This is a genomic window from Paenibacillus albiflavus, assembly GCF_004344915.1.
GTDB classification, from domain to species: Bacteria; Bacillota; Bacilli; order Paenibacillales; family NBRC-103111; genus Paenibacillus_AM; species Paenibacillus_AM albiflavus.
In genome coordinates this window covers 42,116-68,160 of sequence record NZ_SKFG01000031.1, presented here as the reverse complement: position 1 = coordinate 68,160, position 26,045 = coordinate 42,116, and the positions used below count along the sequence as shown (strand labels likewise).

The 26,045-nt window shown below is 42.4% G+C and carries 23 protein-coding genes; 6 read left to right on the top strand and 17 right to left on the bottom strand.

Annotated elements, in window-relative coordinates; translation table 11 throughout:
* Window positions 1–334 (top strand): tRNA (mnm(5)s(2)U34)-methyltransferase (locus E0485_RS21010; RefSeq protein WP_207911028.1); only part of this gene is annotated, 334 nt, incomplete at its 5' end.
* A 79-nt stretch (window positions 335–413) separates the two neighbouring features.
* On the opposite strand, the gene E0485_RS21005 is transcribed toward E0485_RS21010, so the two are convergent.
* From E0485_RS21005 to E0485_RS20990, 4 genes are all read right to left on the bottom strand, one after another.
* Window positions 414–2,204: a B12-binding domain-containing radical SAM protein gene (locus E0485_RS21005; protein WP_132420040.1), complete on the bottom strand. Its 1,791-nt coding sequence runs from the start codon at window positions 2,202–2,204 to the stop codon at window positions 414–416.
* A 102-nt stretch (window positions 2,205–2,306) separates the two neighbouring features.
* Window positions 2,307–2,516: a hypothetical protein gene (locus tag E0485_RS21000; RefSeq protein ID WP_132420039.1), complete on the bottom strand. Its 210-nt coding sequence runs from the start codon at window positions 2,514–2,516 to the stop codon at window positions 2,307–2,309.
* Between the two features lie 131 nt (window positions 2,517–2,647).
* Window positions 2,648–3,793: an ABC transporter permease gene (locus tag E0485_RS20995; RefSeq protein ID WP_132420038.1), complete on the bottom strand. Its 1,146-nt coding sequence runs from the start codon at window positions 3,791–3,793 to the stop codon at window positions 2,648–2,650.
* A complete protein-coding gene (locus E0485_RS20990) occupies window positions 3,790–4,746 on the bottom strand; it encodes an ABC transporter ATP-binding protein (protein ID WP_407944866.1) in 957 nt (318 codons plus the stop codon). Before E0485_RS20990 ends, E0485_RS20995 begins: the two co-directional genes overlap by 4 nt.
* A 132-nt stretch (window positions 4,747–4,878) precedes the next feature.
* Here E0485_RS20990 and E0485_RS20985 point away from each other — a divergent pair, with 132 nt between their 5' ends.
* Window positions 4,879–5,799 (top strand): RluA family pseudouridine synthase, encoded by a 921-nt coding sequence (locus E0485_RS20985; protein WP_132420036.1) that lies wholly within the window; start codon window positions 4,879–4,881, stop codon window positions 5,797–5,799.
* Between the two features lie 53 nt (window positions 5,800–5,852).
* Here E0485_RS20985 and E0485_RS20980 read toward each other — a convergent pair whose 3' ends face one another.
* Complete coding sequence (locus E0485_RS20980; RefSeq protein WP_165921247.1) at window positions 5,853–7,463, bottom strand: diguanylate cyclase; 1,611 nt, start codon at window positions 7,461–7,463, stop codon at window positions 5,853–5,855.
* A gap of 184 nt (window positions 7,464–7,647) precedes the next feature.
* Between E0485_RS20980 and E0485_RS20975 the strand changes: the two genes are divergently transcribed.
* Window positions 7,648–8,055: a hotdog fold thioesterase gene (locus tag E0485_RS20975; RefSeq protein WP_132420034.1), complete on the top strand. Its 408-nt coding sequence runs from the start codon at window positions 7,648–7,650 to the stop codon at window positions 8,053–8,055.
* Window positions 8,056–8,060: 5 nt separating this feature from the next.
* Window positions 8,061–9,758 carry a M3 family oligoendopeptidase gene (locus tag E0485_RS20970; RefSeq protein WP_132420033.1) on the top strand — a complete coding sequence of 566 codons (1,698 nt, stop codon included), beginning with the start codon at window positions 8,061–8,063 and terminating at the stop codon, window positions 9,756–9,758.
* A gap of 59 nt (window positions 9,759–9,817) precedes the next feature.
* Here E0485_RS20970 and E0485_RS20965 read toward each other — a convergent pair whose 3' ends face one another.
* From E0485_RS20965 to E0485_RS20955, 3 genes are all read right to left on the bottom strand, one after another.
* Entirely contained in the window at window positions 9,818–10,972 is a 1,155-nt protein-coding gene (locus E0485_RS20965) for an MGDG synthase family glycosyltransferase (protein ID WP_132420032.1), read from the bottom strand.
* A gap of 368 nt (window positions 10,973–11,340) precedes the next feature.
* Window positions 11,341–12,567, bottom strand: coding sequence for an ArnT family glycosyltransferase (locus tag E0485_RS20960; RefSeq protein WP_132420031.1), 1,227 nt, complete (start codon window positions 12,565–12,567; stop codon window positions 11,341–11,343).
* A 13-nt stretch (window positions 12,568–12,580) separates the two neighbouring features.
* A complete protein-coding gene (locus tag E0485_RS20955; protein ID WP_132420030.1) occupies window positions 12,581–13,474 on the bottom strand; it encodes a hypothetical protein in 894 nt (297 codons plus the stop codon).
* A 189-nt stretch (window positions 13,475–13,663) separates the two neighbouring features.
* Here E0485_RS20955 and E0485_RS20950 point away from each other — a divergent pair, with 189 nt between their 5' ends.
* Together E0485_RS20950 and E0485_RS20945 are read left to right on the top strand one after the other, a co-directional pair.
* A complete protein-coding gene (locus E0485_RS20950; protein WP_132420029.1) occupies window positions 13,664–14,695 on the top strand; it encodes a glycosyltransferase family 2 protein in 1,032 nt (343 codons plus the stop codon).
* Window positions 14,695–15,135 carry a GtrA family protein gene (locus E0485_RS20945; RefSeq protein WP_235857662.1) on the top strand — a complete coding sequence of 147 codons (441 nt, stop codon included), beginning with the start codon at window positions 14,695–14,697 and terminating at the stop codon, window positions 15,133–15,135. The genes E0485_RS20950 and E0485_RS20945 overlap by 1 nt, the downstream gene beginning before the upstream one ends.
* Before the next feature lie 69 nt (window positions 15,136–15,204).
* On the opposite strand, the gene E0485_RS20940 is transcribed toward E0485_RS20945, so the two are convergent.
* The 9 genes from E0485_RS20940 to E0485_RS20900 all read right to left on the bottom strand — a co-directional run bounded on the left by E0485_RS20940 (window position 15,205) and on the right by E0485_RS20900 (window position 26,036).
* The gene (locus E0485_RS20940) at window positions 15,205–16,197 is read right to left on the bottom strand and encodes an S-layer homology domain-containing protein (protein WP_132420028.1); all 993 of its coding nucleotides are present in this window, start codon (window positions 16,195–16,197) and stop codon (window positions 15,205–15,207) included.
* Between the two features lie 171 nt (window positions 16,198–16,368).
* Window positions 16,369–16,593: a DUF1128 domain-containing protein gene (locus tag E0485_RS20935; protein ID WP_132420027.1), complete on the bottom strand. Its 225-nt coding sequence runs from the start codon at window positions 16,591–16,593 to the stop codon at window positions 16,369–16,371.
* Window positions 16,594–16,658: 65 nt separating this feature from the next.
* Complete coding sequence (locus E0485_RS20930) at window positions 16,659–17,297, bottom strand: TetR/AcrR family transcriptional regulator (RefSeq protein WP_132420026.1); 639 nt, start codon at window positions 17,295–17,297, stop codon at window positions 16,659–16,661.
* A 41-nt stretch (window positions 17,298–17,338) separates the two neighbouring features.
* Window positions 17,339–17,974, bottom strand: a complete 636-nt coding sequence (locus tag E0485_RS20925) for a YigZ family protein (RefSeq protein WP_132420025.1) — start codon at window positions 17,972–17,974, stop codon at window positions 17,339–17,341.
* A 156-nt stretch (window positions 17,975–18,130) separates the two neighbouring features.
* Window positions 18,131–19,480: a glucose-6-phosphate isomerase gene (locus E0485_RS20920; protein ID WP_132420024.1), complete on the bottom strand. Its 1,350-nt coding sequence runs from the start codon at window positions 19,478–19,480 to the stop codon at window positions 18,131–18,133.
* Between the two features lie 87 nt (window positions 19,481–19,567).
* Window positions 19,568–21,520 (bottom strand): ABC-F family ATP-binding cassette domain-containing protein, encoded by a 1,953-nt coding sequence (locus E0485_RS20915; protein ID WP_132420023.1) that lies wholly within the window; start codon window positions 21,518–21,520, stop codon window positions 19,568–19,570.
* Between the two features lie 241 nt (window positions 21,521–21,761).
* On the bottom strand, window positions 21,762–23,786 hold the full coding sequence (tkt, locus tag E0485_RS20910; protein ID WP_132420022.1) for a transketolase: 2,025 nt from the start codon (window positions 23,784–23,786) through the stop codon (window positions 21,762–21,764).
* A 191-nt stretch (window positions 23,787–23,977) separates the two neighbouring features.
* The gene (gene purU, locus E0485_RS20905; RefSeq protein ID WP_132420021.1) at window positions 23,978–24,871 is read right to left on the bottom strand and encodes a formyltetrahydrofolate deformylase; all 894 of its coding nucleotides are present in this window, start codon (window positions 24,869–24,871) and stop codon (window positions 23,978–23,980) included.
* Between the two features lie 37 nt (window positions 24,872–24,908).
* Window positions 24,909–26,036, bottom strand: coding sequence for a deoxyribonuclease IV (locus E0485_RS20900; protein WP_132420020.1), 1,128 nt, complete (start codon window positions 26,034–26,036; stop codon window positions 24,909–24,911).
* Window positions 26,037–26,045: the final 9 nt, after the last annotated feature.

Below are 26,045 nucleotides of genomic sequence, written 5' to 3'. Positions count from 1 at the left end.
TCACGATGCAATGGAAGCGGTAGTGCCGCCTCCATTGCACGGGACCGTCGGAGCGGTCATGTTCAACCTCGGCTACCTGCCAGGTGCCGAGGCTGCTGTGATCACGCGGGTCGAGTCCACGCTACCCGCGCTTAAAGCAGCGCTGCGCCTATTGCGCAGCGGTGGCATCGTGACCGTGATGGTCTACCCCGGTCACGAGGGCGGCGACGTCGAGGCGGATGCCGTCGCCGATTGGGCAGCCGTGCTGCCTAAGGGAGCGTATCATGCGATAGTCTATCGCATGATTAACCGCAGCGCCAGCGCGCCGTATTTGATCGCGATCGAGAAGCAATGATCGTGGATTAACCATCTCTTACAATAAAGGCGGCCAATAAATTACGTAATTGTAACTTATTGGCCGCCTTTATTTAATTTTATATTTTTATGACATCAAACGGAGCGCTGAATACTTTAGCTTTTACGCCGCCTTCCGGCTGGAACCAAGCGACTAGCAGCGAAGTGACCGCTTGATTGATTACACCTTCGGTTAAATATTGCTGAAGATCGAATGGAACAACCTCGATCATCGCATGCTTATGCAATTCCTTCTCATTAGCTTCCAGACTAACAAAGTGGTTATCCGAAACAAGCTCAGGTTGTTCTGCTAACTGACGAATGCATTCTGCTTGGCGTGATTTGTCGAGCGATACATCCCACCAAATTTTACGCGGCTTATATTTATGTCCTAAGAAGTAATCCAGCTTCATCAGACCTTCAATTACATCCATTTGCTTTGTCCCACGCTGGTTCAGGAAGTCGCGCAAACGAGTAAATAGATCCTCTAGCTGTTGACCAATCTTTTGCCAGCCCCGCCCCTCCCAGTAGTCCCCGAACTCTTGGAAGAAATCGAAAGCTGAGGTAAATTGATACTGAATTAAATAATTGACTGTATGGTCAAGACGATGTGAATTCCAGTATTTCTCCAGCACATCCTCGACTCGTTTAATCCGAACTAAATCCGCGAAGGATAACACATTATTACTTAAGAACTCATATGGCGCACGATCCATATATTGGTACCCATATTTCTCCGCATCAATCCTGAGACCTGTACCTCGCAGCATTTTTAAGAAGCCAAGCTGCAATTCCTCTGGACCCAGAGCAAATACTTCATTAAATGTATTGCGGAATGAATCATAGTTCTCTTCAGGCAAACCAGCGATAAGATCAAGATGTTGATCGATTTTACCACTATTCTTCACCATCGTAACGGTACGGGTTAGCTTGGCGAAATTCTGTTTTCTTTTCACAAGTGAATTCGTTAGATCATTCGTTGACTGTACCCCGATCTCAAAGCGGAATATGCCTGGCGGCGCATTCTCCGCCAAATATTCTAGCACCTCTGGCCGCATAATATCCGCTGTTATTTCGAATTGGAACACACAGCCGCGATGATTCTCAATCAAGAATTCGAACATTTCCATCGCATATTCCCGTTTGATGTTAAAGGTTCGATCCACGAATTTAATTAACTTAGCACCCGAATCAATTAAGTAAAGCAAATCCTGCTTTGAACGCTCGATATCAAAATACCGTACCCCTACCTCAATCGAAGAAAGACAGAATTGGCAGGAGAACGGACAACCACGGCTTGTCTCGAAATAGACAATTCGATTGGCAAGCGCAGGCAAATCCTCTTTAAACCGGTGTGGTGAAGGAATTTCATTCAGCTCAAGCTTCGGACGACCTGGATTTAGAATCACCTCATCAACCATCAACCCTTCAGGGTTATGCGTCTTCTTGCGATAAGCAGTTCCAAACACCAGATGATATTTTTGTGTTGTTGAAATTTCTTGAAGCAAATGGTGGAATGTCTCTTCCCCTTCCCCCATAACGATAAAATCTACTTCAGGCAATCGATTCATCCAATATTCCGTATCATACGATACCTCTGGTCCGCCTAATACAATGATCAGCTCAGGCATAATTTTTTTGATTGTACGAATGATGGCAATTGTTTCTTCAATATTCCAGATATAACACGAAAACCCGAGTACAGTAGGCTGTTTCTGAAATAGGTCAGAAACAACATGCATCACCGGGTCCTTAATCGTATATTCCGCAATCTCGATATCAAAGTCTTTTTCGCTAAAGGCTTTCAGATATCTTAATGCTAGTGAAGTGTGTATATATTTGGCATTCAATGTGCTTACGACGATTTTCATTGCTCTTAACCCCGATCTATTCTTCATGTTCACTCGTTCATATTGTACACAGAACGCTCCGGGATTACAAAGCTATCATTAAAATGTGACGAAAATTTACCTTCATCCAAATACGCTGAATGATTCATTTGATCCGTCATTCTTAGTCTGCATACCCATAATCAACGATTCCGCATGCATTCTAATTTGACCTTGCAGGTTCTCCATCTGCATGAGCAAATCGGAGACTAAAGGCTCATCCGTGGTTTGCCTAATTGCCGCTTGCAGCTGTGTCCGCTGTTCAAATTGCTTGGCTAGCTGATAAAGTATCATGAGAATAAAGCACTCCTTTATCTGATGGGATGATCTTAGCAGTATGAGTACGTTTCTACTACTGCTGTATCATTACTTTGCCCAATCTACCATAAAGTTAAACGCTTTCATCCCAATTTCGTTGTCCGAATTTACTCCCATTTAAATATGATTGACGCTAGTGCAAACGCAGCGATCATCCAACATCCTAATACCATTGCCTCCGTTGACAAAGCTATTAAATCTGCCCCTGTATTCATCACCTGCCTCAGTGCTGTTGATAAATGAGAGATTGGAAGTGCATGGACAACTGGTTGTAAGAACTCAGGCGTATTCTTAATTGGAAAGAACACACCACCGAGAAACATCATAGGGAATGAGATGAGTCCCGCAATTGGATTCGCACTCTCGGGTGTTTTAGCGAGGCTGGCAACGATAAATCCAATAGACATAAAGGCTAGCGTTCCCAATATCACGAACAGCAGAAGTACAAGCCATGAGCCTCTTACTTGCACATCAAAAACAAAATGACCAATCAAGAGCAGAATAAAGGTCTGAACACTACTTAAAATAAGTCTGGCACTAATTTGTGCAGCAATGAACGTCGAAGCTCGGAGTGTGGTACTTTGCATCCGTCTTAATACCCCGCGCTCACGCCACGAGGCAATCTGCCCAGCGACCATGTTCAGATTGTTCGACATAATCATCATCGCTACGATACCTGGAATAATAAAATCGATATAAGCCAAGTTCAGTGATTGTATTCCTTGCTCGTCAATCGTTATGGCAGGCTGAAAATGAACAATTTGTTTGGAGATTCCGTCTACAATCGCGGCAACCGTTGTTTTGGCAATCCCCGCAGTAGCAACATTGGATTGATCATAATACATTCGGATATGTGCTGCTTGAACATCTGGTGCTGTTGAAATTGAGGATTGGTTATGATTCTGGACTACCTTCTCGGTAAATTGCTTTAGTTCGTCGTTATAGTCTGCTGGAATTACAAGTACAAGATTGATCTCATTATTCTTAAGAGCAATAAGGGCGGCATCTTCATTCTCATACTTCGTAATATGTAAGATACCTGAACGTTCAAACTCATCCATTAGCCGTTTAGAAGCCTCTGTGCGGTCCTGATCAATGACTGCTGCATCAAGCGAAATTGAGTTGTTCGAATTGAATAAATAACCGAACACGAACATGAAGAATATCGGAAACAAGAGTGAGAAGCCAAGTGTTTGGCGATTCCGAATAAACAGCTTAAGTTGGGCAAGCGTTAAGTTTAAGTAAGCTTTCATTCTTCTCTCAAACTCCTTCCTGTCATATCGATAAACACATCTTCAAGTGTAGCTGTTCGTGTACGCAAGTCTGTATATCGGATATGATGCAAAGATGTGACCTCAATCAGGTTCGTAAGTGTAGTCTGAATATCACTTGTGTAGAGAACGTAAATATCCTTACGATAATCCACCTCTTGTATACCATCGATTTGGTGAAGCAACGCCACAAAATCCCGCTTCTCCACTTCTGTCATCATCATATGCTCATGCAATCGAAATTCTATTGCGTTATCTGATTCCAATGAGCGAATAAGATTATCAGGCGTATCAAGGGCGATTACTTTGCCTTGATCCATCAAGCAGATTCGATCACAGAGAACCTGTGCCTCATCCATGTAATGGGTAGAGAGCACAACGGTCTTACCTCTATTTTTAAGCCTAAGAATGATATCCCATAAAGTACGTCTAGCCTGCGGATCAAGCCCTGTTGTCGGTTCGTCTAGGAAGATCACTAGTGGATCATTCACTAATGCAATTGCGATCGCAAGACGCTGCTTCTGACCGCCTGACAGATGCTTGACTTGCCCTTTTCTTTTGTCCTCCAGGATCATATCCTTTAATAGCGGCTCAATCTGGACTGACTTTGAGTAAAAGCTAGCATACATTTGGATAATTTCCTCGACAGTCAGGAGCTCAAACAAAGAAGTGGATTGAAGCTGAACACCGATAATTTCCTTGACCTTACGCAGATCATTCTCTGTATCAAAGCCAGCTACTTTGGCAAATCCCCTATCTGGCTTACGCAGACCCTCAATCATCTCCATCGTAGTTGTTTTGCCAGCACCATTGGGTCCTAAGAGTCCAAAAACCTCTCCTTTATGTACATTAAAATTGACGCTATTCACCGCAATGAAGCTTCCGTACTTTTTGTATAACTCACTGACTTCAATCATGATCTCTGTATGCTGCATTTGCATCTTCCTCTCGATTAGCATCTTCCATCTTTTTACATTATAACATGAGATGATTTATTGCAGATATCGCAGATGTGTTATAATACCCAAGAAGAAACGATATTGAAGTAGACGTAAAGGGAGTCTTATATGAACCGCAAATCGAAATTACCCAAAGATACAAATCAAGATAAAGATAAAGTCACCGAATGGATCGTGCAAGAACCGACTGAACTCATGACAGAGTTATTAAACAAATTAGCTAAGCATGGACGCAATAGCGTTAAATCTATCCTTGCGCGTGGACAAGTTTCTGTAGAAGGCAAGGTGTCAACGAAATATAATTATCCTTTGCAGCAAGGGCATCGTGTAACGGTTCACTTTGGGCGTGTGATCGAAGATATTAAATTTGAAGGACTCAAAATCATCCACGAGGATCAAGATATCATTGTCATTCATAAGGAGGCCGGTTTACTGTCGATTGCTTCTCCTACGGAAAAGGAGCTAACAGCCTATCGTCAGTTAACGGAGCATGTTCGGAGAATCGATCCCAAGAATCGAATTTTTGTTGTACATCGCTTGGATCGTGACACATCTGGACTTATGTTATATGCCAAGAACGAAGAAACGCAGCAGAAGCTGCAGAACTCCTGGCAGGAGTCAGTCCTTGAACGCAGTTATGTGGCATTAGTTGAAGGGGCTGTGAAGAAACAGGCAGGGACAATTAAATCTTGGCTAAAAGAAAGCAAAACTTTGCTCATGTACTCCAGCCATCATCCAGGTGACGGACAAGAAGCCATTACGCATTATAAGGTCCTTGAATCAAACAGAGAATATTCTCTGCTCGAAGTCCAGCTTGAGACCGGTAGGAAGAATCAAATTCGAGTTCATATGAAGGATATCGGTCATCCTATTGTAGGCGATAAGAAATACGGCTCACGCAAAAATATTATTGGCCGTCTCGGGCTTCATGCACGTGTTCTAGCCTTCCAGCACCCTACAACTGGTGAAACTATGCGATTTGAAACACAGATTCCAGGCAAGCTAATGCGCCCTTTTACAAGCCAATAATCAAAAAGAAGGCTCCACATCACTCTAATTGTGGGATAGCCTTCTTGTTTTATCTAATCCGTCATTCGCTGCACCAAACGTTTAATTCTTATCTGCACTTCCTCCACACTAAACGGCTTCATGATATAATCATCTACACCCATCTGCATGGCTTTTGCAATATCCTGTTCACTGCTTCTATCCGTCAGTATCACGATCGTATATTGAGAGGAATTGGGCATTGCTCTGAGCCGCTGAAGTACTTTCATTCCATCCTTACGTGGCATGATGCAATCAAGCAGAATAATATAAGGATCAGTGCCTTGATACCAGCTATCTGCAAAGAATAATTCACCCGCTCGATAGGTCCTGATGTCCGTTTCAAAATTATCTTCAACTACATGCTTCAGACTCTCAGACAATATCATTCGAATAAGCGGATTATCACTAAGAATCGCAATATTAATTTGACGATGAATCGATAATTTGATTGTGTGGTCCGCGATGACGATTTTTCGTTTACCGCTTGTTTTGGCTGCATATAAAGCTTGGTCAGCAAGGTTCAGCCAATCCTTGAACTTCTCTCTCGAACAGGTCGCTTCTATAACCCCTGCTGAAAAGCTAACATGAAACTGCTCCTCATCGCTTTCAAAAGTAATTTGCATGAAATCATTCAATAAACGTTCAAGCACATGTTTAGCATCTGCTTGATTCGTATTTGGGAAAATCATAGCAAATTCCTCGCCGCCATATCGAAACAGAGTGTCCGTGGCTCTCATTCGTTCCTTCATTAAGTTGACAAAACGAATGAGCACTTTATCTCCGGTTAAATGTCCATACTTGTCATTCACTTGTTTAAAGCTATCGATATCGACCATCGCGATACAAAAAGGCTGCCTGGTTCGCATAAAATCGATACGATGCTTCTCAAACACATCCTTAAAATATTTACGATTGAATGCACCTGTTAATTCATCCAAAAATAACAATTTATCAATTGAATTTTTGCGATTTAATTGTCGATTCATTCGAACAACGAATTCGCCCATATCGAGCGGTTTCGTTTGAAAATCATCTACACCATATTCATAAGCTTTAAGCCTTGCCTCTCTGGAATCATCGACACTTATACCTATGATCGGAATGAATTGTTTGTTGTTCTGTTGTCTAACAACTTCTATAACGAGTGAACCATTCTTATTCATTATGTGAAGAGAGGTAACGAAGCACCCTATATTAAGCTCATAGAAATAATTGATCGCTTTGTCCGGGTCCGTTGTCGTTAGTACACCTAAGCCCTGCTTCTCCAGCTCATCACGCAGGAGCATAAGATGTGCAACATCATCATCTAGGACAAGCACGTCGAGCTTATCGTAGCCCGGATCTAACGATTTATGAACATGAACATCCTCTTGAATCATTTCTTCGTAACAATATTTGATTAGCCTAAATAAATGCTCGCAAAGCTCAGGAGGAGTCCATTCCTGCTGATCATCCTGTGCTAATTGGTCTTTAAGTGAATTAATGATCTCTGTTAAATCATGCAATTGATTCGCGGATGCTGAAGCTTCGACTGTCTGTATAAAATTGCGCACTTCCTCCACGCTCACAGGGTGGGCTGCATCAAACCATTGTTCCAATTGTTTGTTGATTGATATAATCAGAGAATCCCTATAGTTATTCATTCCATCACCTTTATCCATGCTGTCTCACACATTATAGCACAGATTAAATGCAACATAAGCATGTAGTAACGGAACACAAATTTATTCTAATATTTGTCAAATATAAAAAGCATTAATTGATTAAAGGAATTGGTGACTAGTTATGCGAATATTATAACTATATCTGTCTAGGAGGGTGGTGCTTATGGATTTAGCACTCACGGGGACGATTATTGAAGTGCTTGGTATTGTCGTTACAGAGGTCACGGAAGAGTGTGTTGTTGCCACAATGCCTGTTCATGATGCAACTCGTCAGCCATTTGGGTTATTGCATGGCGGAGCTTCCGTTGTACTAGCTGAAACAGTTGCCAGTCTAGGTACATATAATTTAATCGATCCTGAAACGGAGAACGCTGTAGGTCTTGAAATCAATGCCAACCATATTCGCAGCAAGCGTGATGGTATCGTGACAGCTACAGGCAAACCCCTGCACAAGGGGCGAACTACGATGATCTGGGATATCCAAATAACAGATGAAGAAGGAAAGCTGATTTGTGTATCTAGATGTACAGTGGCCATTGTAAAAAAAAGTAATGTGAAGAAAGGAAGTTGAATTCGATGTTAAAATTTAGTGAATATACATACAAACGTCTAGACCTGGAAGAAATCAAAACCCAGTTTAATGAATTGCTAAGTCAGTTTAAAGGGGCAGCAAGCTTTGAAGAACAAGATCAGCTCATGAGCGCTAATAATAAGCTGCGTGGTCATGTAGCTTCTACGCTTCAAATTGCGATGATTCGCCACTCGATTGATACCAATGACGAATTTTATAAAGCTGAACAAGACTTCGTCGATGAAGCAGAGCCCATTCTTCAAGGCTTAATGACGGAATACTATCAAGCAATTGTTCAGTCACCTTTTCGATCAGAGCTAGAAAAAAAATGGGGCAAGCAGCTATTTCAATTAGCCGAGCTTTCACTTAAGACATTCAAGCCTGAAATTATTGAAGATCTACAGCTTGAGAATCGTCTAAGTACGGAGTACTCGAAGGTGATTGCTTCCGCCAAAATCATGTTCGAAGGTGAAGAGCGTAATCTTCCGCAGCTAGAACCATTTGCGCTATCTCCTGATCGGGATATGAGAAGACTTGCTTCTGAAGCCAAATATCAATTCTATGTTGATCATGAACAGAAGCTTGATGAAATTTATGATGAGCTTGTTAAAGTAAGGACGCAAATTGCGCATAAGCTTGGATATAAGAATTATGTGCAGCTAGGGTATGACCGTATGAATCGTACCGATTATAATGCAGAAATGGTTGCGAATTTCAGAGCACAAGTACTCGAACATATCGTTCCAATTGCATCCAAACTAAAAGAGAGACAGCGCAATCGGATTGGTGTTGAACAACTTCAATATTACGACGATAAATTCCGGTTTAAATCTGGTAACGCTACACCTAAAGGAAGTCCCGAATGGATCATTGAAAACGGGAAAAAAATGTATGAAGAGTTATCCGATGAGACTCGCGAGTTCTTTAACTTCATGATCGATAATGAGCTCATGGATCTAGTTAGCAAAAAAGGAAAACAAAGCGGTGGCTATTGCACCTTTATTAACGACTATAAAGCTCCTTTTATTTTCTCTAATTTTAACGGAACCTCAGGAGATATTGACGTCCTTACACATGAAGCTGGTCATGCCTTCCAAGTGTATCAAAGTCGCGATTATGAAGTTCCTGAGTATAACTTCCCTACCCATGAAGCATGCGAAATTCATTCAATGAGTATGGAATTCCTTACATGGCCATGGATGGAGCTCTTCTTCAAGGAGGATACAAATAAATATCGTTTCGATCATCTAGCTGATGCTTTAACCTTTATCCCATATGGAGTTACAGTCGATGAGTTCCAGCATTTCGTCTATGAGAACCCAGATGCAACACCTGCAGAGCGTAAGCAAGCTTGGCGCGATATCGAAAAGAAATATCTACCGCATCGGAATTACAGTGAGAATGCGTACTTGGAGCGCGGTGGCTTCTGGCATCAACAAGGCCACATCTTCCGTTCACCGTTCTATTATATCGATTACACATTAGCGCAAATCTGTGCCTTCCAATTTTGGAAAGCGATGCATGAGAACCGTGAGTTAGCTTGGGCTAATTATCTTCACCTATGCCAATTAGGCGGAAGCAAATCATTCACTGAGTTAGTTAAAGAGGCTAATCTTGTTTCTCCATTCCAAGATGGCTGCCTGGAATCCGTTATCGGAGTTATCGATAGCTGGTTAGCCGAAGTTGATGATCTTAAGCTATAAATAATCATAAAAAGGTTGAACAGGGCAATCCTGTTCAACCTTTTATTTTTTTCATTTATTTACATAACGTAACGCTCTTCAAAACGCTGTACAACAGGTGCGTTAAACACGAGGTCAGCAACATCTGCGTTAATAGTCAGTTCATGCATCTCAGCTAACTTCGCTCGCATCATGGAAAGCCGCAGCTGATTTGCTAAGGTATAGTTTAACGTGAACACTAATTCTTCAACCGAATCTACTTTATAGGCAACACCTGAATCGAGTAAGAATCTCGCATTATCTTCTTCTTGCCCTGGCAATGGCTTATAGAGCAGCATTGGAAGCTGCATAGCCATCGCCTCAGAAATCGTAAGCCCACCTGGTTTAGTAATCATGAGATCAGCCACAGCCATAACTTCATGCACATAATCTATGTAGCCCAGAATACGATAGTCATGCTTAGACATCCTTGTCGCTTCAAGCAACTGCTGCCGCATCTTCTCATTGCTGCCACATACAATTAATAATTGCACGCTTTGTGTCATATGCTCTAGTTCATCTAGTTTTTTGAGCAATTCACCGCCGAACATTCCACATCCGCCACCCATAATAAGCACAACCGGCTTATTTGGGTCTAAACCGTGCTTACGAATAAGTGCGCTGCGATCATAAGTTTGATTAAATTCTTGACGAACTGGAATTCCTGTTACTTCAATTCGATCAGGGGAGATCCCCGAGCGAACCAGCCCTTCTTTCACCACTTCTGATCCAACAAAATACTTATCCGTGTGTGGATATAGCCAGTAGCTATGATCCGTATGATCCGTAATAACCGTCATTGTAGGTACGTTCGTTAGTCCAACCGATTTAATCGCTGACATCGCACCAGATGCTAATGGGAAGGTCGATACGACAACCGTAGGTTGTTCATCCTGGAGAAGCTTGAATAGCCGACCCATTCCTAATTTGTTCGTTTTCTTGAGCATTAATGACAGGTTGTTAGATTCCCTTGTTTTGTTATAGATGAATCCATATATGGAAGGAAATCTCTTTAGACTTTGTATAAAAAAGTATCTCGATATGGAGTGTATGAGCGGGTGCGCCAATTCCATAAAATCTATAATAGTCACTTCTGCATTTGGATTGCGGTTCGTTAAAAATTTGCTTACAGCATTAGCGGCTTGTAAATGTCCGTCTCCAAAGTTACCTGTCAGGATCAAAATTTTCTCATTCATATCGTATCCTGCATCCCTTCTTGTCTAACTCTTTGTTTCTATTGTATTCCTGTTGAATCAAAAGCATAACAGACTGACGGCCGGACAAATACCCTACTTTAGTCTAGTTTTTATAGTTACGGTTGGTTAACTTAAACTTTTTACCATAATATGGCTCGCATATATTATTCTTTCTCCAAGTTCAAATATCCTGCTTTGCAGATTAATTCTGGTCTATGAACATCATATAACAAAGATTTTGTATACCCAAGTGTCAAAACTGTAAGAAATAATAGTAGAATGTTTGTCTACATCCATATATATGTTTGGGGGAAAAGTGTAATACGTATACTTATACAGGCACCTTTCAAGAAAAAACCAGACAATCCTTAAATGGATGTCTGGTCCTTGATTCTCTTGAATTTATTTATCATTTGCGTGATGGCTACAGCCGAGAACAACGCTAATATTGGGATGAGAACAACAGAGTAGCGTGAATGGGCTAAATAAATCATATGCAAGATGGTAAAGTAAGCCAGCAGTGTCACAAGCATAACACCTGATTGATTGCGCCGTGAGAGCCAAATACCGATAACACCGCTAATTAAGATGACATAATGCATTACAATTGGAACGGTGAGCGGCATACCTGGAATTGATCTCCAGTAATAGACATCACCCCAGAACATACTGAATTTGCCGATGGTATACCAAGAAATAAATACTTTTGGTGACTCGATAAAACCCGTTCTGATTCGCTCCTTCGCCCACTTGGTATCGAATTCATCATTCTCCCATAGATTATTCGTCTTATGCCATGTACGCTGTTCTTCTAGTGAAGGAAGGCCATATGGGAATGTGCCTAATAGAAGTGGATTCCCGCTTGATTTGGTTAACGGTATAAACTGACCGCCCGATACTTCATAGTTTCTTACCCACCAAGGTGCAAGACAGCCTACGAACACAATTGCGGCTACTACTCCGCACATCATAACCTTACGCCAAGGAATTTGCCGCCAAACGAGCAGGAGCAGCAAGAAGATTCCTGGCCATAGCGCAATGGTTGGCCTTACATAAGTCGCAAACACCCAAGCCAAGCCAAAAGCAACTGCCCATCCAATCGTCGGCTGTTCCTTGGCCCGCAGTGCGCAATAGACGAGCAGCATGAGGGATAACACAAATAACGCTTCCGTAAGAATGAAATTAGAAACAAGCCATAATGGCAAATAAAATGCGCTAATTCCAGCTGCCCAGAGTCCAACACGCTCATTCCAAATACGTTTTCCAATGACATATAGCATATATAAGCAGAATGTCATAATGAGCGTTTGGATGATTCGAATCGTCTGCTCGAGGACATATCCCTCTCCAATGAATTTCATCAGAACCGCAATAAAGGCTGGAAAAGCTGGTGTGATAAACACCGTTGGCCGTTCAGGGTCATTATAAGTAAATTCACCCGTATCTAGCCAGATTCTTGCCGTACGCAGGTACGACATGTCGTCCGAATCCAAGTTATAGGTATGGCCATTAAAGAGAATGACCATGATTTTGAGTACGCAGGATACGATGAGAATCGTCCATAGGATCCCGCGTTTTGATCGAATAAAAGACATACAAGTTCCTTTCTTACAATGCAGCCAGATAAGATTGCATGTTTGCAATAGGGATTAGTTCCCACACCTCATGATGGCGAGTCTCTTCACCACGCTTAAGTGTTACTAACGGTCCGAGTGTCTCAAGTTCAAGGAATTCCGTACAGGAATAAACCTCAAGCGATGAGTTGTTATCTGGATAAGCAGCGCATACATCATGATGATGCTGTTTACGGAATAGTACGCCGTCTACATAATAGCCTGCCCATCCTTCCTCATTATTCGTTCCTAGCTTAAATGCACCTTCTGCATCCGTACATTGTTTCACTGTTATATATTTGTCACCCCAAGTTACTCTCGAATCTGCCATGTTGCAATACGGCCATAAGGAGATCGTGCGGTTAGGCAGCAATCCAGTTTCGCGGCGTACGTGAGGAATGATCGCTTCTCCTCCAGGCTTCATGACAGATAGCGCCCATGCGGCAAGCTCAATAGGCCAAGCCCCCTGATTCCGGACGCCATGATTAACATGCACTTTATCATCTATCATGACAATCTTGATTTCTTTTTGTACATTCGTCCAGTTCTCAATAGGCGCTCTCAGAATAACGCCGTCTGCAATAGTTTCCATTATAACATCATCATGGTCAGGATAGTATGTACGAGGCAATTCTTCAGGGCTTGTCCATAAGCGGTGGCCGCCGTATAACTTCCATGCTCCCTTGCCAAACACATCCATTTCCTTTGATTCATTCCGAATCGCTTGATGTTCATCAACCATCAGTACATTACTGCCGTCCTTCAAACCAAAATGCAAGATGCGAGGTCCGAATTCCAAAGATGCGATTAGCTTGTAATGCTCATTCGTTATTTGAACACAACGGCCCCAAACTTCGGTTACTACTGTTTCTACGGTGACTTGACTCATGAATCGAATCCCTCCTTGGTATAGGTAATAGTAGGTTTATTATAATTGAAAAAGGATTCATCATACAAATCCGTAATGTTGTTGATCGGATTCAGTAAATAATATAGGAAGACTGCCATCATTCCACCATTTAGGATATAATTATAGTATTCAACCATAACTTTAAAATAAGAACGGAGCCATAAGTTCATGATCACAAGTAAGAATTCACCAGTCCTTACTATCGTTGTACCCTGTTATAACGAAGAAGAAGTTTTGCCTGAAACAGTAAAACGACTTGAGCATATACTAGAGCAATTAATGTCGAACAAGCTGGTATCCGAACATAGCACGGTATTATTCGTAGATGATGGCAGCAAGGATCGGACATGGGAACTAATTGAACAATATCATCTTACGCATCATTTGATTACAGGGCTTAAACTTTCTCGCAACAGTGGACATCAAAGCGCGCTGTTATCAGGCTTAATGACAGCCAAAGAATACTCGGATTGCGTCATTTCGATTGACGCTGACTTGCAGGATGACGTGGAAGCAATTCGTGAATTTATAATCAAATATCATGAAGGTTATGATGTTGTTTATGGCATACGAAGAACACGGACAACCGATACGATGTTTAAGCGCGGAACCGCACAAGGTTTCTATAAGCTGATGACGAAGCTTGGTGTGCAAATTCGGTATAACCACGCAGATTATCGCTTGATGAGCAAACGAACGCTTGACCATCTCGCACAATATCGAGAAGTCAATTTATTCCTTCGTGGAATTGTGCCGTTAATCGGCTTTCGTTCCACTGAGGTGTATTATGATCGGCACGAGCGCTTTGCTGGCGAGTCCAAGTACCCGCTTAAGAAAATGTTATCCTTTGCCCTAGATGGTATTACATCATTTAGTATAAAGCCAATACGTCTTGTGACCGTACTCGGGTTCATTCTCTTTCTAGTCAGCGTAATCGCAACGATTTACGGACTGATCAGCAAGTTTATGGGCAACACCGTTTCGGGTTGGACTTCACTCATTATTTCGGTATGGTTCATTGGAGGCGTACAATTGCTAGCTATCGGTCTTATTGGGGAGTATATCGGCAAAATTTACCGTGAAGTTAAACATCGCCCTTTGTATATTATCGAAAGCTTTCTGTCAGCAGATGATAAAGAAGTTGTAACACCACGCGCTGCTTCAAGCCATGAAGCTGAGCTGCAGCACTCACAGGTATAATGATGGGAACAGTCAATTCCGTTCTTAACCGTTCGTTCGTGCGCTTTCTGCTTGTTGGTGTCCTTAACACGATCATCGGGTTATCGGCAAGCTTCATTCTATTTAACTTATTTGAAATGAACTACTGGGCAGCAACCTTCGGTGGGAATACGATAGGTGCAATCGTCAGCTACTTCCTGAATCGTAAGTTTACTTTCCGATCGAATGTATCCGTAGCCTCATCCTGGTGGAAATTCATGCTGGTAATTGTCGCCTGCTACTTCATCTCCTATGGAATATCGTTATGGTTATCGCCATTAATTCTACATATCTTCCCAGATGTTTCGGTCAAAGCAACTCAGAATATCGCCATCTTATTTGGAAATGGTATCTATACCATCCTTAACTACTTTGGTCATAAATTGTTTACTTTCCGCAGTAAACAAACAAGCCAAGAATAATAAAATAGAAGAAAAAAAGGGCCGCACATAAAGTCAATTGACCTCTGTGCAGCCCTTTTTGCCTATGGATTACTTCTCATTAATGAAGAGAGACATTTGGTTTAGAACATCGCCATAAATAAATGAATAGGTGAAGTTCCCTACCTCAAATTTCATGTCGTCCACTTCTTTATTGACCTTGGCAATCGTATCAGCAAACGTCCCGTCTACAGGAACGCCAGCTTTTTGCATCATCTTGATAATGAAAGCCACATAATCCTTGTTGTTCGCATCTAGTATGCCGATTTCGTTCCATTCCGTATTGTAAGCTTCCCATACCCATGTGGTAACATACTCATCACCATTCTTGATCGTTACACGGCCATCACCGCTTTCAGGATCAATCTTGTAGGCAGGAGAATCTTTGAGTGCTTCATTAACTGCCTTCAGGATGGAATCCTTATCGAATTTCAATTTCGCTGCAGGCTTTGCAGTTTCAGGCTGTTTAGCTGCTTCTGGACGCGCTTCAAGCTTAGTAAATCCTCTGGTCGTTAGCGTCTTAATAAATTGGATAGCTTCAGCACGGCTAAGTGAATCTGCTCCTGCATAGCCTTCTACTGTCGCCGCTGTTTTACCAGCTGTATATCCTTTATCTAATAAATAGGAAATCGCTGCATCACCTGTATAGTTCTGGCCATTAGCGCCAGCAATAATTTCAGCTACCTGTGAACGAAGAATAGGGGTATTACGGATCGCGTTATCCTTCTCACCTAGAACTGGGTAATTCAAAGCTTTCGCTGCTGCATAAACAGGATCAGACCAGTTGCCCTCTGCCTTGGCAATTTCTCCACCAAATGCACGCAAGAACATGGACAAAAATTCAGCTTCGCTAATCGTTGCTTCTGGCTTGAATGTCCCATCCTCATATCCTGTGACAGCGCCTTGTGTTACGCCCCATTCAATTGTGTCTTTAGCCCAGTGCTTACTAATATCGGAAAATTGTGTCGTCTGTGCGCTTGCAAATCCAGATATGCTAAGAGATAGAGCCATTGTTGCTACGATCATTTTGAGCGATTTTTTCATCAGTTACCTCCAAATATTAGAAATATTTACTGCACTATTTAATATTAGTAGAGCAATCCGATAGAGTCAAAACAATATTTTCCATATTGTGACACAAAACTACAAAAAAAGAAGCTGGCCCTCGTAGAGAAATCTACATACGGACAGCTTCTTTATCGTATACGTTCTAATTTATGACTTGCGCAATTTGCCAAGCTCTGATGTAATCGCATCAATCTCCGAAATCGAAAATGAGCTTTTGCTGCACACCATTTCGTATAAATCCTTGAAATCCTCATACATTTCTTGATCAAAATGAGCACCTGATATTGATCCACCAGTAGCCATTCTTAGCTTTTTCTTAATTTCATCGAACATGAACGTTACGTTCTCTTCCGACCATTTAGATAGATCCACTTATTCTCACCCTCTCACGTACATGCACTCTATTGTAACATGGAGCAGCACGCAAAGAAATGACTTTAAGCAATTATATGATTGCGTATTAGAGAGGTGGAGGTCTGCTCCATATATTTCTTCTCCATCATTTCGGATAGGAAATCAATATGATCCTGTACACTATTCTCTATATCTGCAAATTTATAACCATAGTATATATTATAAGAAATAAAACCATGCATACTCATAAATAAAGTCCATACCAGATTACTCTGCCCTTCATCTATATTTCCTTTACTTCCATCAAGCTGCTTAATAACCAATGAAAAAAGCTCAAAACAGCGTGATTGCTCACGATTAGAATAGTTACGAAGTTCTTCTTCATCCATCATAAAGATCATTTCATAGTGACGTGGATACTCGAGGCCGAATTTAATAAACATCATCATCATTTTCTTAAGTAGCGCGCAATTGATGTAGATCGCTTCCTTCATAATACGACGAAGCTCGTTATAGAGATTATCAAGATCACTAACGATTAATTCGTACAATAATTCTGATTTTTCTTTAAAATGATAATAGAGAGCGCCATGACTGTAGCCAAGTGACTTGGCGATGCTTCTCATTGTTAAAGCGCGATAGCCGCAAGTGCCGAACAATTCCTTGGCACTTGACACAATGCGATCGCGGCTAAGTTCTTCAGCAACTACTTTCCTTGCCATAGAATGACCTCCGATCTTCTATTCTCTTCTGTATTGTGTACTTACAGATCCTCGTGTGTTAGGTATAGCTGGCTGCCTTTCGCTATCACACCTTGACCTTGCGTCAAATCTGTTAGCCACAAAATAAAATCCTCTGCTTCCTGAGCTGTTGGGTAACAAATCAGCGTTACTTTGTCCGCAAATTGGGTGTCACCCATCACTGTCTGTCTATTACGAAGTTCATTCTCAAGCTTACCTAACCATGTATATTCAACCTCAAGCCTAACTTCTTGATGAAGTACTTGTAATATCGGCTTAGCTGCTTCAATTCCAATTACTGCACCATCCGTATAAGCCCTAATCAATCCGCCAGCACCCAGCATAATTCCGCCAAAATAACGGGTTACAACAACGACAACATTCTTTAGCCCTTTATTCTTAATGACTTCCAGAATCGGTTTACCTGCTGTACCGCTAGGCTCGCCATCATCGGATTGCTTCTGAATCTCGTCGCGTTCTCCAATCATATAAGCAGAGCAATTATGTGTTGCTGACCAGTGTTCCTTCTTAATGCTTTCAATAAACCGAATAGCCTCTTCTTCTGAATCAACAGGTCTGGCATGGCCAATAAATCGAGACTTCTTGATAACGATCTCAGCTGAATCTTGTTGTTTAAGTGTTCGATATTGTGGAATCATTGTACACCTTTCTAAATGGAAAATGATTCTTCTCGCTGACTATTTTATATATTTTACATAAATCAGATTATTATTGCAACGAGAAAAAATAATGAATAAATAATGAATGAGCAGCTCGTCTTTATTAGATGAGCTGCCCCGATAATCGTTTGATTCTTATTTTAGACGAGCTTCAAGCTCTGCTTTTTCCTTCTCAAAGCCAGGCTTACCTAGAAGTGCGAACATATTCTTCTTGTACGCTTCAACTCCAGGCTGATCGAATGGGTTAACACCAAGCAAGTAACCTGAAATACCGCAAGCCTTCTCGAAGAAATACACCATATAACCGAATGTGTATGGCGTTAACTCTGGCAAGGTTACACTCAGGTTCGGCACTTGACCGTCTGTATGGGCAAGCATAGTGCCTTGAGCCGCTTTCTTGTTAACAAAATCCATCGTTTTGCCGCTCAAGAAGTTAAGTCCGTCCAAGTTGTCCTTGTCTTCGCCAATAACGATTTCTTCAGCAACCTTATCAACGGAAATAACCGTTTCGAACATATTTCGAGAGCCTTCTTGAATGAATTGGCCCATGGAATGCAAATCAGTTGAAAAATCAACAGATGCCGGGTAAATTCCTTTGTGATCTTTACCTTCGCTTTCACCGAATAGCTGCTTCCACCACTCGGATACATAATGTAAGGATGGCTCATAGTTCACTAGGATCTCAATTGCCTTGCCCTTACGATATAACGCATTGCGCACTGCTGCGTATTGATAGCTTTCGTTCTCGCTTAAGTTCGGATTGGCGTACACTTCACGCGCATCTGCTGCACCTTGCATCATCGCATCGATATCGATTCCAGCAACGGCAATTGGCAAAAGACCTACTGCAGTAAGGACAGAATAACGTCCGCCTACATCATCTGGAATGACGAAGGATTCATAGCCTTCCGTGTTCGCTAGCTTCTTAAGCGCGCCTTGTGCAGCATCTGTAGTTGCGTAGATGCGTTTGCGAGCTTCTTCTTTTCCATACTTCTTCTCAAGCACTTCACGGAAAATACGGAACGCAATCGCTGGTTCAGTCGTTGTTCCTGACTTGGAAATGACATTCACGGAGAAGTTCTTGCCTTCAAGTAACTGTAGAAGATGTGTAACATATGTGGACGAAATGTTCTGCCCAACAAAATATACCTCAGGCGTCTTGCGCTTATCCTTCGGCATTAAATTATAGAATGAATGTGACAAGCTTTCGATAGCTGCTCTCGCGCCAAGATAAGAACCGCCAATACCAATGACAACAAGTGCATCAGAATCGGATTGAATCTTTTTAGCCGCTTGCTGAATACGGGCAAACTCTTCTTTATCATAATCAACAGGCAAGTCTACCCATCCTAAATAGTCAGATCCTGCCCCTGTTTTGTTATGTAACTGATCATGTGCTGCACGCACCTGTTCAGATAAATAATCGACTTCATGCTGAGAAAGAAATGCAAGTGCCGGTGTGTAATCAAATTTAAGCTTCTTCATGGATCCTTCTCTCCTTTGTAATCTCTTTTTATGCTTTATAGCATACTTCGTCTGTATGTGGTTTGCAAGTACCGTAATTCACATAACCTATTTTCTGCCCTTATTCTGTTCGATTAATTCAACAAGCTCGTTCAAATACGTCCAGCGCTCCAGCAGTTCACCCAGTTGAGCTTCGAGCTCCTGCTGCTTAGCAGTTAAAGATTGCAATAACCCGTAATCGCTGCCAGCCTGATTAATGCCTTCATTCACTTCTGCTAACTGCTGCTCAGTCTCGGCAATTCGGTCATCAATGGTTTCATATTCCTTCTGCTCTTTGAAGGAAAGCTTAAGCGGTCTACTCGTGCTACTTTCATTGCCCGATGCGGAATTTGGCTCGTTTGCCCCGCCCTTTGCCTTATTCTCCTTGACCTCTAACTTCTCTTCAGCTTGCGCTTCTGTAATTCGCTTCTGGCGAACCTCACTATATTCTGCATAATTTCCGACGTGATATACGATCTTTCCTTCACCTTCGAATGCGAATATCGTTTCTGCTGTCCGATCAAGGAAGAAGCGATCGTGCGATACGGTAATGACAGCGCCAGAGTAATCCTCCAAGTAGTCCTCCAGAATCGTCAATGTCTGAATATCTAGATCATTGGTAGGCTCATCGAGTAGAAGAACATTCGGAGCTTCAACTAAAATACGCAACAAATATAGTCTGCGCTTCTCTCCACCTGATAATTTCGCTATCCGCGTCCCTTGCATGCCAGATGGGAACAAGAATCTCTCTAGCATCTGAGCCGCACTAATCAATGATCCGTCTGACGTACGCACATTCTCTGCAGCTTCTTTAATATATTCAATGACACGTAAGTTATCATCCATTTGTTCATTTTCCTGTGAAAAGAATCCGATTTTCACTGTCGGTCCGATATCAACTGTTCCCGAATCAGGTGTGATCCAGCCCGCGATCATTTTGAGCAAAGTAGATTTGCCCTGTCCATTCTCACCAACGATCCCGATCCGATCATCCCGTTGAACAATATAATTAAAGTCCCGAATAACCGTACGCTCGTCAAAGCTTTTGGTTATATGACTTAGCTCAATAACCTTCTTACCCAGTCTGCTAGCCGATAAAGCGATGTCTACATCTCCAGGTCTGCTATCAGGCTTAGCTGCTTGAATATCTTCAAATCGATCAATACGTGCCTTCTGCTTTGTTGTACGTGCTTTGGCACCGCGGCGAATCCAGGCAAGCTCTCTGCGATACAGGTTCTGCCGTTTCTCTTCTGATGCCTGCTCTATTTTGAGTCGCTCGGCTTTCAGTTCCAAGAACGTACTATAATTTCCTGTGTAATTGTAAAGCTTAGCTTGATCCAGCTCTACAATCCGATTCGCAACTCGATCAAGGAAATACCGATCATGTGTAATCATGAGCAAAGCACTTTTACGCTTAGCTAGGAATGATTCAAGCCAATCAACGGTTTCCGTATCAATATGGTTCGTTGGCTCATCGAGAATGAGCAAATCCGCAGGACGAATGAGCGCCCCTGCAAGTGCAACGCGCTTGCGTTGACCACCTGATAAAGTATCAAGCTTAGCATCAAAATTATCGACACCCAGCATGGACAGCACCTTCTTGGCATCACTCTCGATTTGCCATGCGTCAAGGGCATCCATTTGGGCGGTTAGTTCCATAAAACGCTGCTCAAGCTGTTTATCTGATCCACCGAGATTTAGAATGGCAAGAGCAGCTTCATACTCTCTTAACACCTTCATGACTGGCGATGTACCGCTATAAATATACTCTAAAACAGTCGCATTCGGTTCGAATGCCGGATTCTGCGGCAAATATTCAACGACGATTCGATTGCCGATTGCGATCGTACCCGATTCTGTCGATTCGAGACCTGCAATCACTTTCAAAAAGGTTGATTTACCAGATCCATTAATTCCGATCAAACCGACACGATCCGATTCATCCATGCTAAAGGAGACATCATCGAATAGCATTTTTACACCATAGCTTTTACTTAAACCTTCTGCTGTCAAAATATTCATTGGTGTCACCTTTCTTTTATCAATTAAAAAACCTACTTAAAAGCATACCATAAAATAGTGCCTGGATGTGCATGGGGCTATCACAACAAGGGGTGCCCCGTGTCACTATTCATGACGATTCGAGGCACCCCACAAGAAGAAACGGTTTCACCGTCATTTAAGACGGGTGCGTTTCTTAAGGTATTACTTAGAATTTATGACACGAAAGTGATAAATTCTATAATACTAATTTAGACTAAGTTTATTTCAACAAAGCTTTTACTTTAGCTGCTACGTTCTCTGCCGTGAAGCCGAACTCACGAATGAGAATATCACCAGGAGCAGAAGCACCAAACGTACTGATACCTAAGATATCTCCTTGATCGCCAGTATATTTCTCCCAGCCGAGCGGATATGCCATTTCAACAGCTAGACGCTTTTTAACCTCAGGCAATAAGACAGAATCTTTATATTCCTGTGATTGTTTTTCGAAAAGCTCCCAGCTAGGCATGGATACAACACGTACATGAATGCCTTCTTCAGCAAGCAGTTTCTGAGCTGCTACACCGTGCTGAACTTCTGAACCAGTTGCGAGGATCATCGCATCTGGACGAGTTCCTTCAGGAGCGTCTGCTACTACATAAGCACCCTTCTGTAATAGCTCGCGTGCAGATTTAACTGAACCCTCAAGGTTAGGCAGCGCCTGACGTGTCAGCACAAGTGCTACTGGACCATCATTCTGGCTAACTGCATAGCGCCAAGCTTCGCTTGTTTCCGTTGCATCCGCAGGGCGAAGCACGGTCATACCTGGAATAATACGAAGCGCAGGCAGTTGTTCAATCGGCTCATGCGTTGGACCATCTTCACCAACACCGATGGAATCATGCGTTAATACATAGATTACAGGCTGCTTCATAAGCGCTGCAAGACGAATGGATGCACGCAAGTAGTCAGAGAACACGAAGAAGGTTGCACCATAGACACGAAGACCACCGTGTAAGCTCATCCCGTTCATTGCCGCGCCCATTGCAAATTCACGTACACCGAACCACAGGTTGCGACCAGAATAATCTTCCGCATGGAATGGGCCTTCGCCTTTGATTTCTGTGTTATTGGAAGAAGCCAGGTCAGCCGATCCTCCAATTAACAATGGCAGCTTGCTTGCAATCGCGTTAATTGCATTACCTGAAGCCGCACGAGTCGCAATGCCCTTATCACTTGGTGAGTATGTTGGGAGATCTGCGTCCCAACCTTCCGGAAGCTTATTGCTTGTTGCTTGATTAAACTGCTTAGCAAGCTCTGGATAAGCTGCTTCATATTTAACAAACATTGCTGTCCAAGCTTCTTCTGCCTTAGCTCCATTAACTTTCACTTGGGCATAGTGTTCACGAACGTCTTCTGGAACAAAGAAATCAGGTTCAAGCGGCCAACCGTAGAATTCCTTCGTTAGCTTCGCCTCATCCTTACCTAGTGGTGAACCATGTGTTCCGCCATGACCACCTACACCCGCTTTATTAGGTGAACCATAACCGATGGTTGTCTTCACTTCGATTAGAGTTGGGCGAGTTGGATCTGCCTTTGCCTCAGCAAGCGCCTTGGAGATCGCTTCAAGATCATTCTCTCCTTCAACGCGAAGCACTTGCCAGCCATATGCTTCATAACGCTTCGCAACATTCTCTGTGAATGCCATATCAAGCTTTCCATCCAGAGAGATATTGTTGGAATCATAGAGCATGATTAACTTGCCGAGCTTCAAATGTCCTGCCATGGAAGCTGCTTCTGAAGCAACACCTTCCATCATGTCACCATCGCCACAGATAACATAAGTATTATGATCGATTACCGAATAGTCATCACGATTATATACAGCGCTTAAATGCGCTTCAGCCATTGCCATACCAACTGCCATACCAACGCCTTGTCCAAGCGGACCTGTTGTTGCATCTACCCCAGCAGTATGACCATATTCAGGGTGTCCTGGTGTACGGGATCCCCATTGACGGAAATTCTTAATATCATCTATCGTTACATCATAACCACATAAATGCAATAATCCATACAGCAGCATGGAACCGTGACCTGCCGATAGAACAAAACGATCTCTATTAATCCAGCTCGGATTAACAGGATTATGCTTCATATGCTGAGTCCATAGTACGTACGACATTGGGGCAGCCCCCATTACAATACCTGGATGTCCTGAATTCGATTTTTCAATTGCATCAATCCCAAGTGTTCGGATCGCATTTACTGCTTTTTCTTGAATAGATCTGTTCATAGCTGTCATAGTAAAACTACCTCCTACTAAGATAAGTTTGTAACTATTTTTATGGCTTATTCGTCATTTTAACATTTACTTTCACACTTTGCTACCATAAAGCCCGGAACAAGAAGAAACTGTTTCACCGTCTTTATAAGACGGAGGCGTTTCTTGAGGTGATACTTAGAATTTATGAGCTGAGAGTTATAAATTCTATATCACTTAAATACAACCGTCTTGTTCTCATGGACGAGAATACGATCCTCTACATGCCAGGACACCGCTCTAGCAAGCACTGTACGCTCAATTGTCCGTCCAATTCGCTTAAGATCATCGACAGAGTCACGATGGCTGACACGCTGCACATCCTGTTCAATGATCGGGCCTCCATCTAATTCCTCTGTTACATAGTGAGCGGTTGCGCCAATAATTTTGACCCCGCGGTTATGCGCTTGTGCATAAGGCTTGCCGCCTACAAACGCTGGAAGGAAGGAGTGATGGATATTAATAATCCGATTATTGTAGTGTTCAATAAATGTCTGCGGAATGATCTGCATATAACGTGCTAAGATAATCAGATCAACTTGGCCTTCCAATAGCTCCAAATGACGACGTTCAGCTTCTTTCTTCGTATCTGGCGTAACTGGAACGTGGTAATACGGAATTCCAAAAGGCTCGACAAGACCGCGCATATCGTCGTGATTCGAAATCACCATTGCAATATCTGCATCCAGATCTCCTGCCCGCCAGTGCCATAACAGCTCTAGCAAACAATGATCTTCTTTGGATACAAAAATCGCTAAACGCTTCTTATGGCTAACTGGTGACAGATTCCAACTCATGTTAAACTTCGTTGCTAATTGTTGAAAATCTCGCTCGAAAGCATCAATCCTTGCATCAAGATGCGGCAAGTCGAATTCAATACGGATAAAGAACATACCGCCTTCTGGATCCATCGTGTATTGATCCGATTGAACGATATTCGCATCATGCTCATACAAGAATTGTGACACCCCCGCCACAATACCTGGCTGATCAGGACACGAAATCAACATACGCGCCCGACTCAAATGACCAGTTACTTGTGGTCTGCTGCCTAACTTATTTTCCATCTCCAGTCTCTCCAATCCCATCCAATAAATTCTCTATTTATGCTTGCTTAAGTGCTGTAGGTCCAGCTAGCCATACCGTTAAACGTTGGTTAACTTGCTCCTCCGTTAGCTCAGGGAACATTCTTTGCTCCATCACCCAGTCATATAAACGCTCTAACGGCTCGCGGCCATCCGCTTTCTTCGCTTTTGCATCATTCTTGAGCAAATTCCAAGTATTGAGTACATAATCACGATGATGAATGTCTTCTTTATTGGCGAAGAATGCGATCTTCTCAACATCCTCCAGGAATTGTCCGCCTAAACGATCTTGCAGGCGATCACTCAGCAAGGCAATCTCAACTTCGTACATTGGACGCTGCGTTTTATCATTCTTGCCGATCCACGGTGTTTCGAGAATCATAGGCAGATGTTGGAATCTTTCGTAATTAACGATTGCTTGCATCGCTTCATAACCAAGATAACCTGAACCGACTGGTGTATGCCTGTCCTTTCCAGCTCCACACGGATTCTTGGAATCGTTCAAATGGAGAACAGCAATCTTGTCCAAACCAACGACACGATCAAAATTATCCAGTACACCTTCCAAATTGTTTACAAGATCATATCCTGCATCATGCACGTGACAAGTATCGAAAGTTACCGTTAATTTATCATTGTATTTCACTTTATCCATAATAGCAGCAATTTCCTCAAAGCTGCGACCAACCTCTGAGCCTTTGCCCGCCATTGTCTCAAGGGCAATGTTCACATTCGTATCTTTGCATGCTTCCAAAACTTCATTTAATCCCTCAGCGATTCGATTGACGCCATATTCAGCATCTTTATCGGTATAAGCGCCTGGATGCAGAACGATGTTACGTACGCCCAAATAGTCTGTACGACGAATTTCTTGCTGAAGGAAAGATACTGCCAGCTCATACGTATTGTCTTTATAAGAACCCAGATTGATAATATACGGAGCATGAACGACGATCTCACCAATCTGATTCTCATTCATCAGTTTCTTGCCTTCTTCTATATATTGCTCTTCAATAGGTTTGCGTCTTGTATTCTGAGGTGCTCCTGTATAAATCATGAAGGTGGATGAACCATAGGATACCGCTTCCCCAGCTGCATTAAGCAAGCCTTTGTCAGAAAACGATACATGTGAACCGATTTTAATCATATTAAACAC

Bases quoted from the DNA above. Each gene is read 5' to 3' on its own strand.
- E0485_RS20995 (WP_132420038.1), bottom strand. From the start codon at position 3,793: ATGAAAGCTTACTTAAACTTAACGCTTGCCCAACTTAAGCTGTTTATT.
- E0485_RS20990 (WP_407944866.1), bottom strand. From the start codon at position 4,746: ATGCAGCATACAGAGATCATGATTGAAGTCAGTGAGTTATACAAAAAG.
- E0485_RS20950 (WP_132420029.1), top strand. From the start codon at position 13,664: ATGATCACAAGTAAGAATTCACCAGTCCTTACTATCGTTGTACCCTGT.
- E0485_RS20955 (WP_132420030.1), bottom strand. From the start codon at position 13,474: ATGAGTCAAGTCACCGTAGAAACAGTAGTAACCGAAGTTTGGGGCCGT.
- E0485_RS20940 (WP_132420028.1), bottom strand. From the start codon at position 16,197: ATGAAAAAATCGCTCAAAATGATCGTAGCAACAATGGCTCTATCTCTT.
- E0485_RS21005 (WP_132420040.1), bottom strand. From the start codon at position 2,204: ATGAAAATCGTCGTAAGCACATTGAATGCCAAATATATACACACTTCA.
- E0485_RS20960 (WP_132420031.1), bottom strand. From the start codon at position 12,567: ATGTCTTTTATTCGATCAAAACGCGGGATCCTATGGACGATTCTCATC.
- purU (WP_132420021.1), bottom strand. From the start codon at position 24,871: ATGGAAAATAAGTTAGGCAGCAGACCACAAGTAACTGGTCATTTGAGT.
- E0485_RS20975 (WP_132420034.1), top strand. From the start codon at position 7,648: ATGGATTTAGCACTCACGGGGACGATTATTGAAGTGCTTGGTATTGTC.
- E0485_RS20970 (WP_132420033.1), top strand. From the start codon at position 8,061: ATGTTAAAATTTAGTGAATATACATACAAACGTCTAGACCTGGAAGAA.
- E0485_RS20915 (WP_132420023.1), bottom strand. From the start codon at position 21,520: ATGAATATTTTGACAGCAGAAGGTTTAAGTAAAAGCTATGGTGTAAAA.
- tkt (WP_132420022.1), bottom strand. From the start codon at position 23,786: ATGACAGCTATGAACAGATCTATTCAAGAAAAAGCAGTAAATGCGATC.
- E0485_RS20925 (WP_132420025.1), bottom strand. From the start codon at position 17,974: ATGATTCCACAATATCGAACACTTAAACAACAAGATTCAGCTGAGATC.
- E0485_RS20930 (WP_132420026.1), bottom strand. From the start codon at position 17,297: ATGGCAAGGAAAGTAGTTGCTGAAGAACTTAGCCGCGATCGCATTGTG.
- E0485_RS20945 (WP_235857662.1), top strand. From the start codon at position 14,695: ATGATGGGAACAGTCAATTCCGTTCTTAACCGTTCGTTCGTGCGCTTT.
- E0485_RS20920 (WP_132420024.1), bottom strand. From the start codon at position 19,480: ATGAAGAAGCTTAAATTTGATTACACACCGGCACTTGCATTTCTTTCT.
- E0485_RS21000 (WP_132420039.1), bottom strand. From the start codon at position 2,516: ATGATACTTTATCAGCTAGCCAAGCAATTTGAACAGCGGACACAGCTG.
- E0485_RS20900 (WP_132420020.1), bottom strand. From the start codon at position 26,036: ATGATTAAAATCGGTTCACATGTATCGTTTTCTGACAAAGGCTTGCTT.
- E0485_RS20980 (WP_165921247.1), bottom strand. From the start codon at position 7,463: ATGAATAACTATAGGGATTCTCTGATTATATCAATCAACAAACAATTG.
- E0485_RS20965 (WP_132420032.1), bottom strand. From the start codon at position 10,972: ATGAATGAGAAAATTTTGATCCTGACAGGTAACTTTGGAGACGGACAT.
- E0485_RS20985 (WP_132420036.1), top strand. From the start codon at position 4,879: ATGAACCGCAAATCGAAATTACCCAAAGATACAAATCAAGATAAAGAT.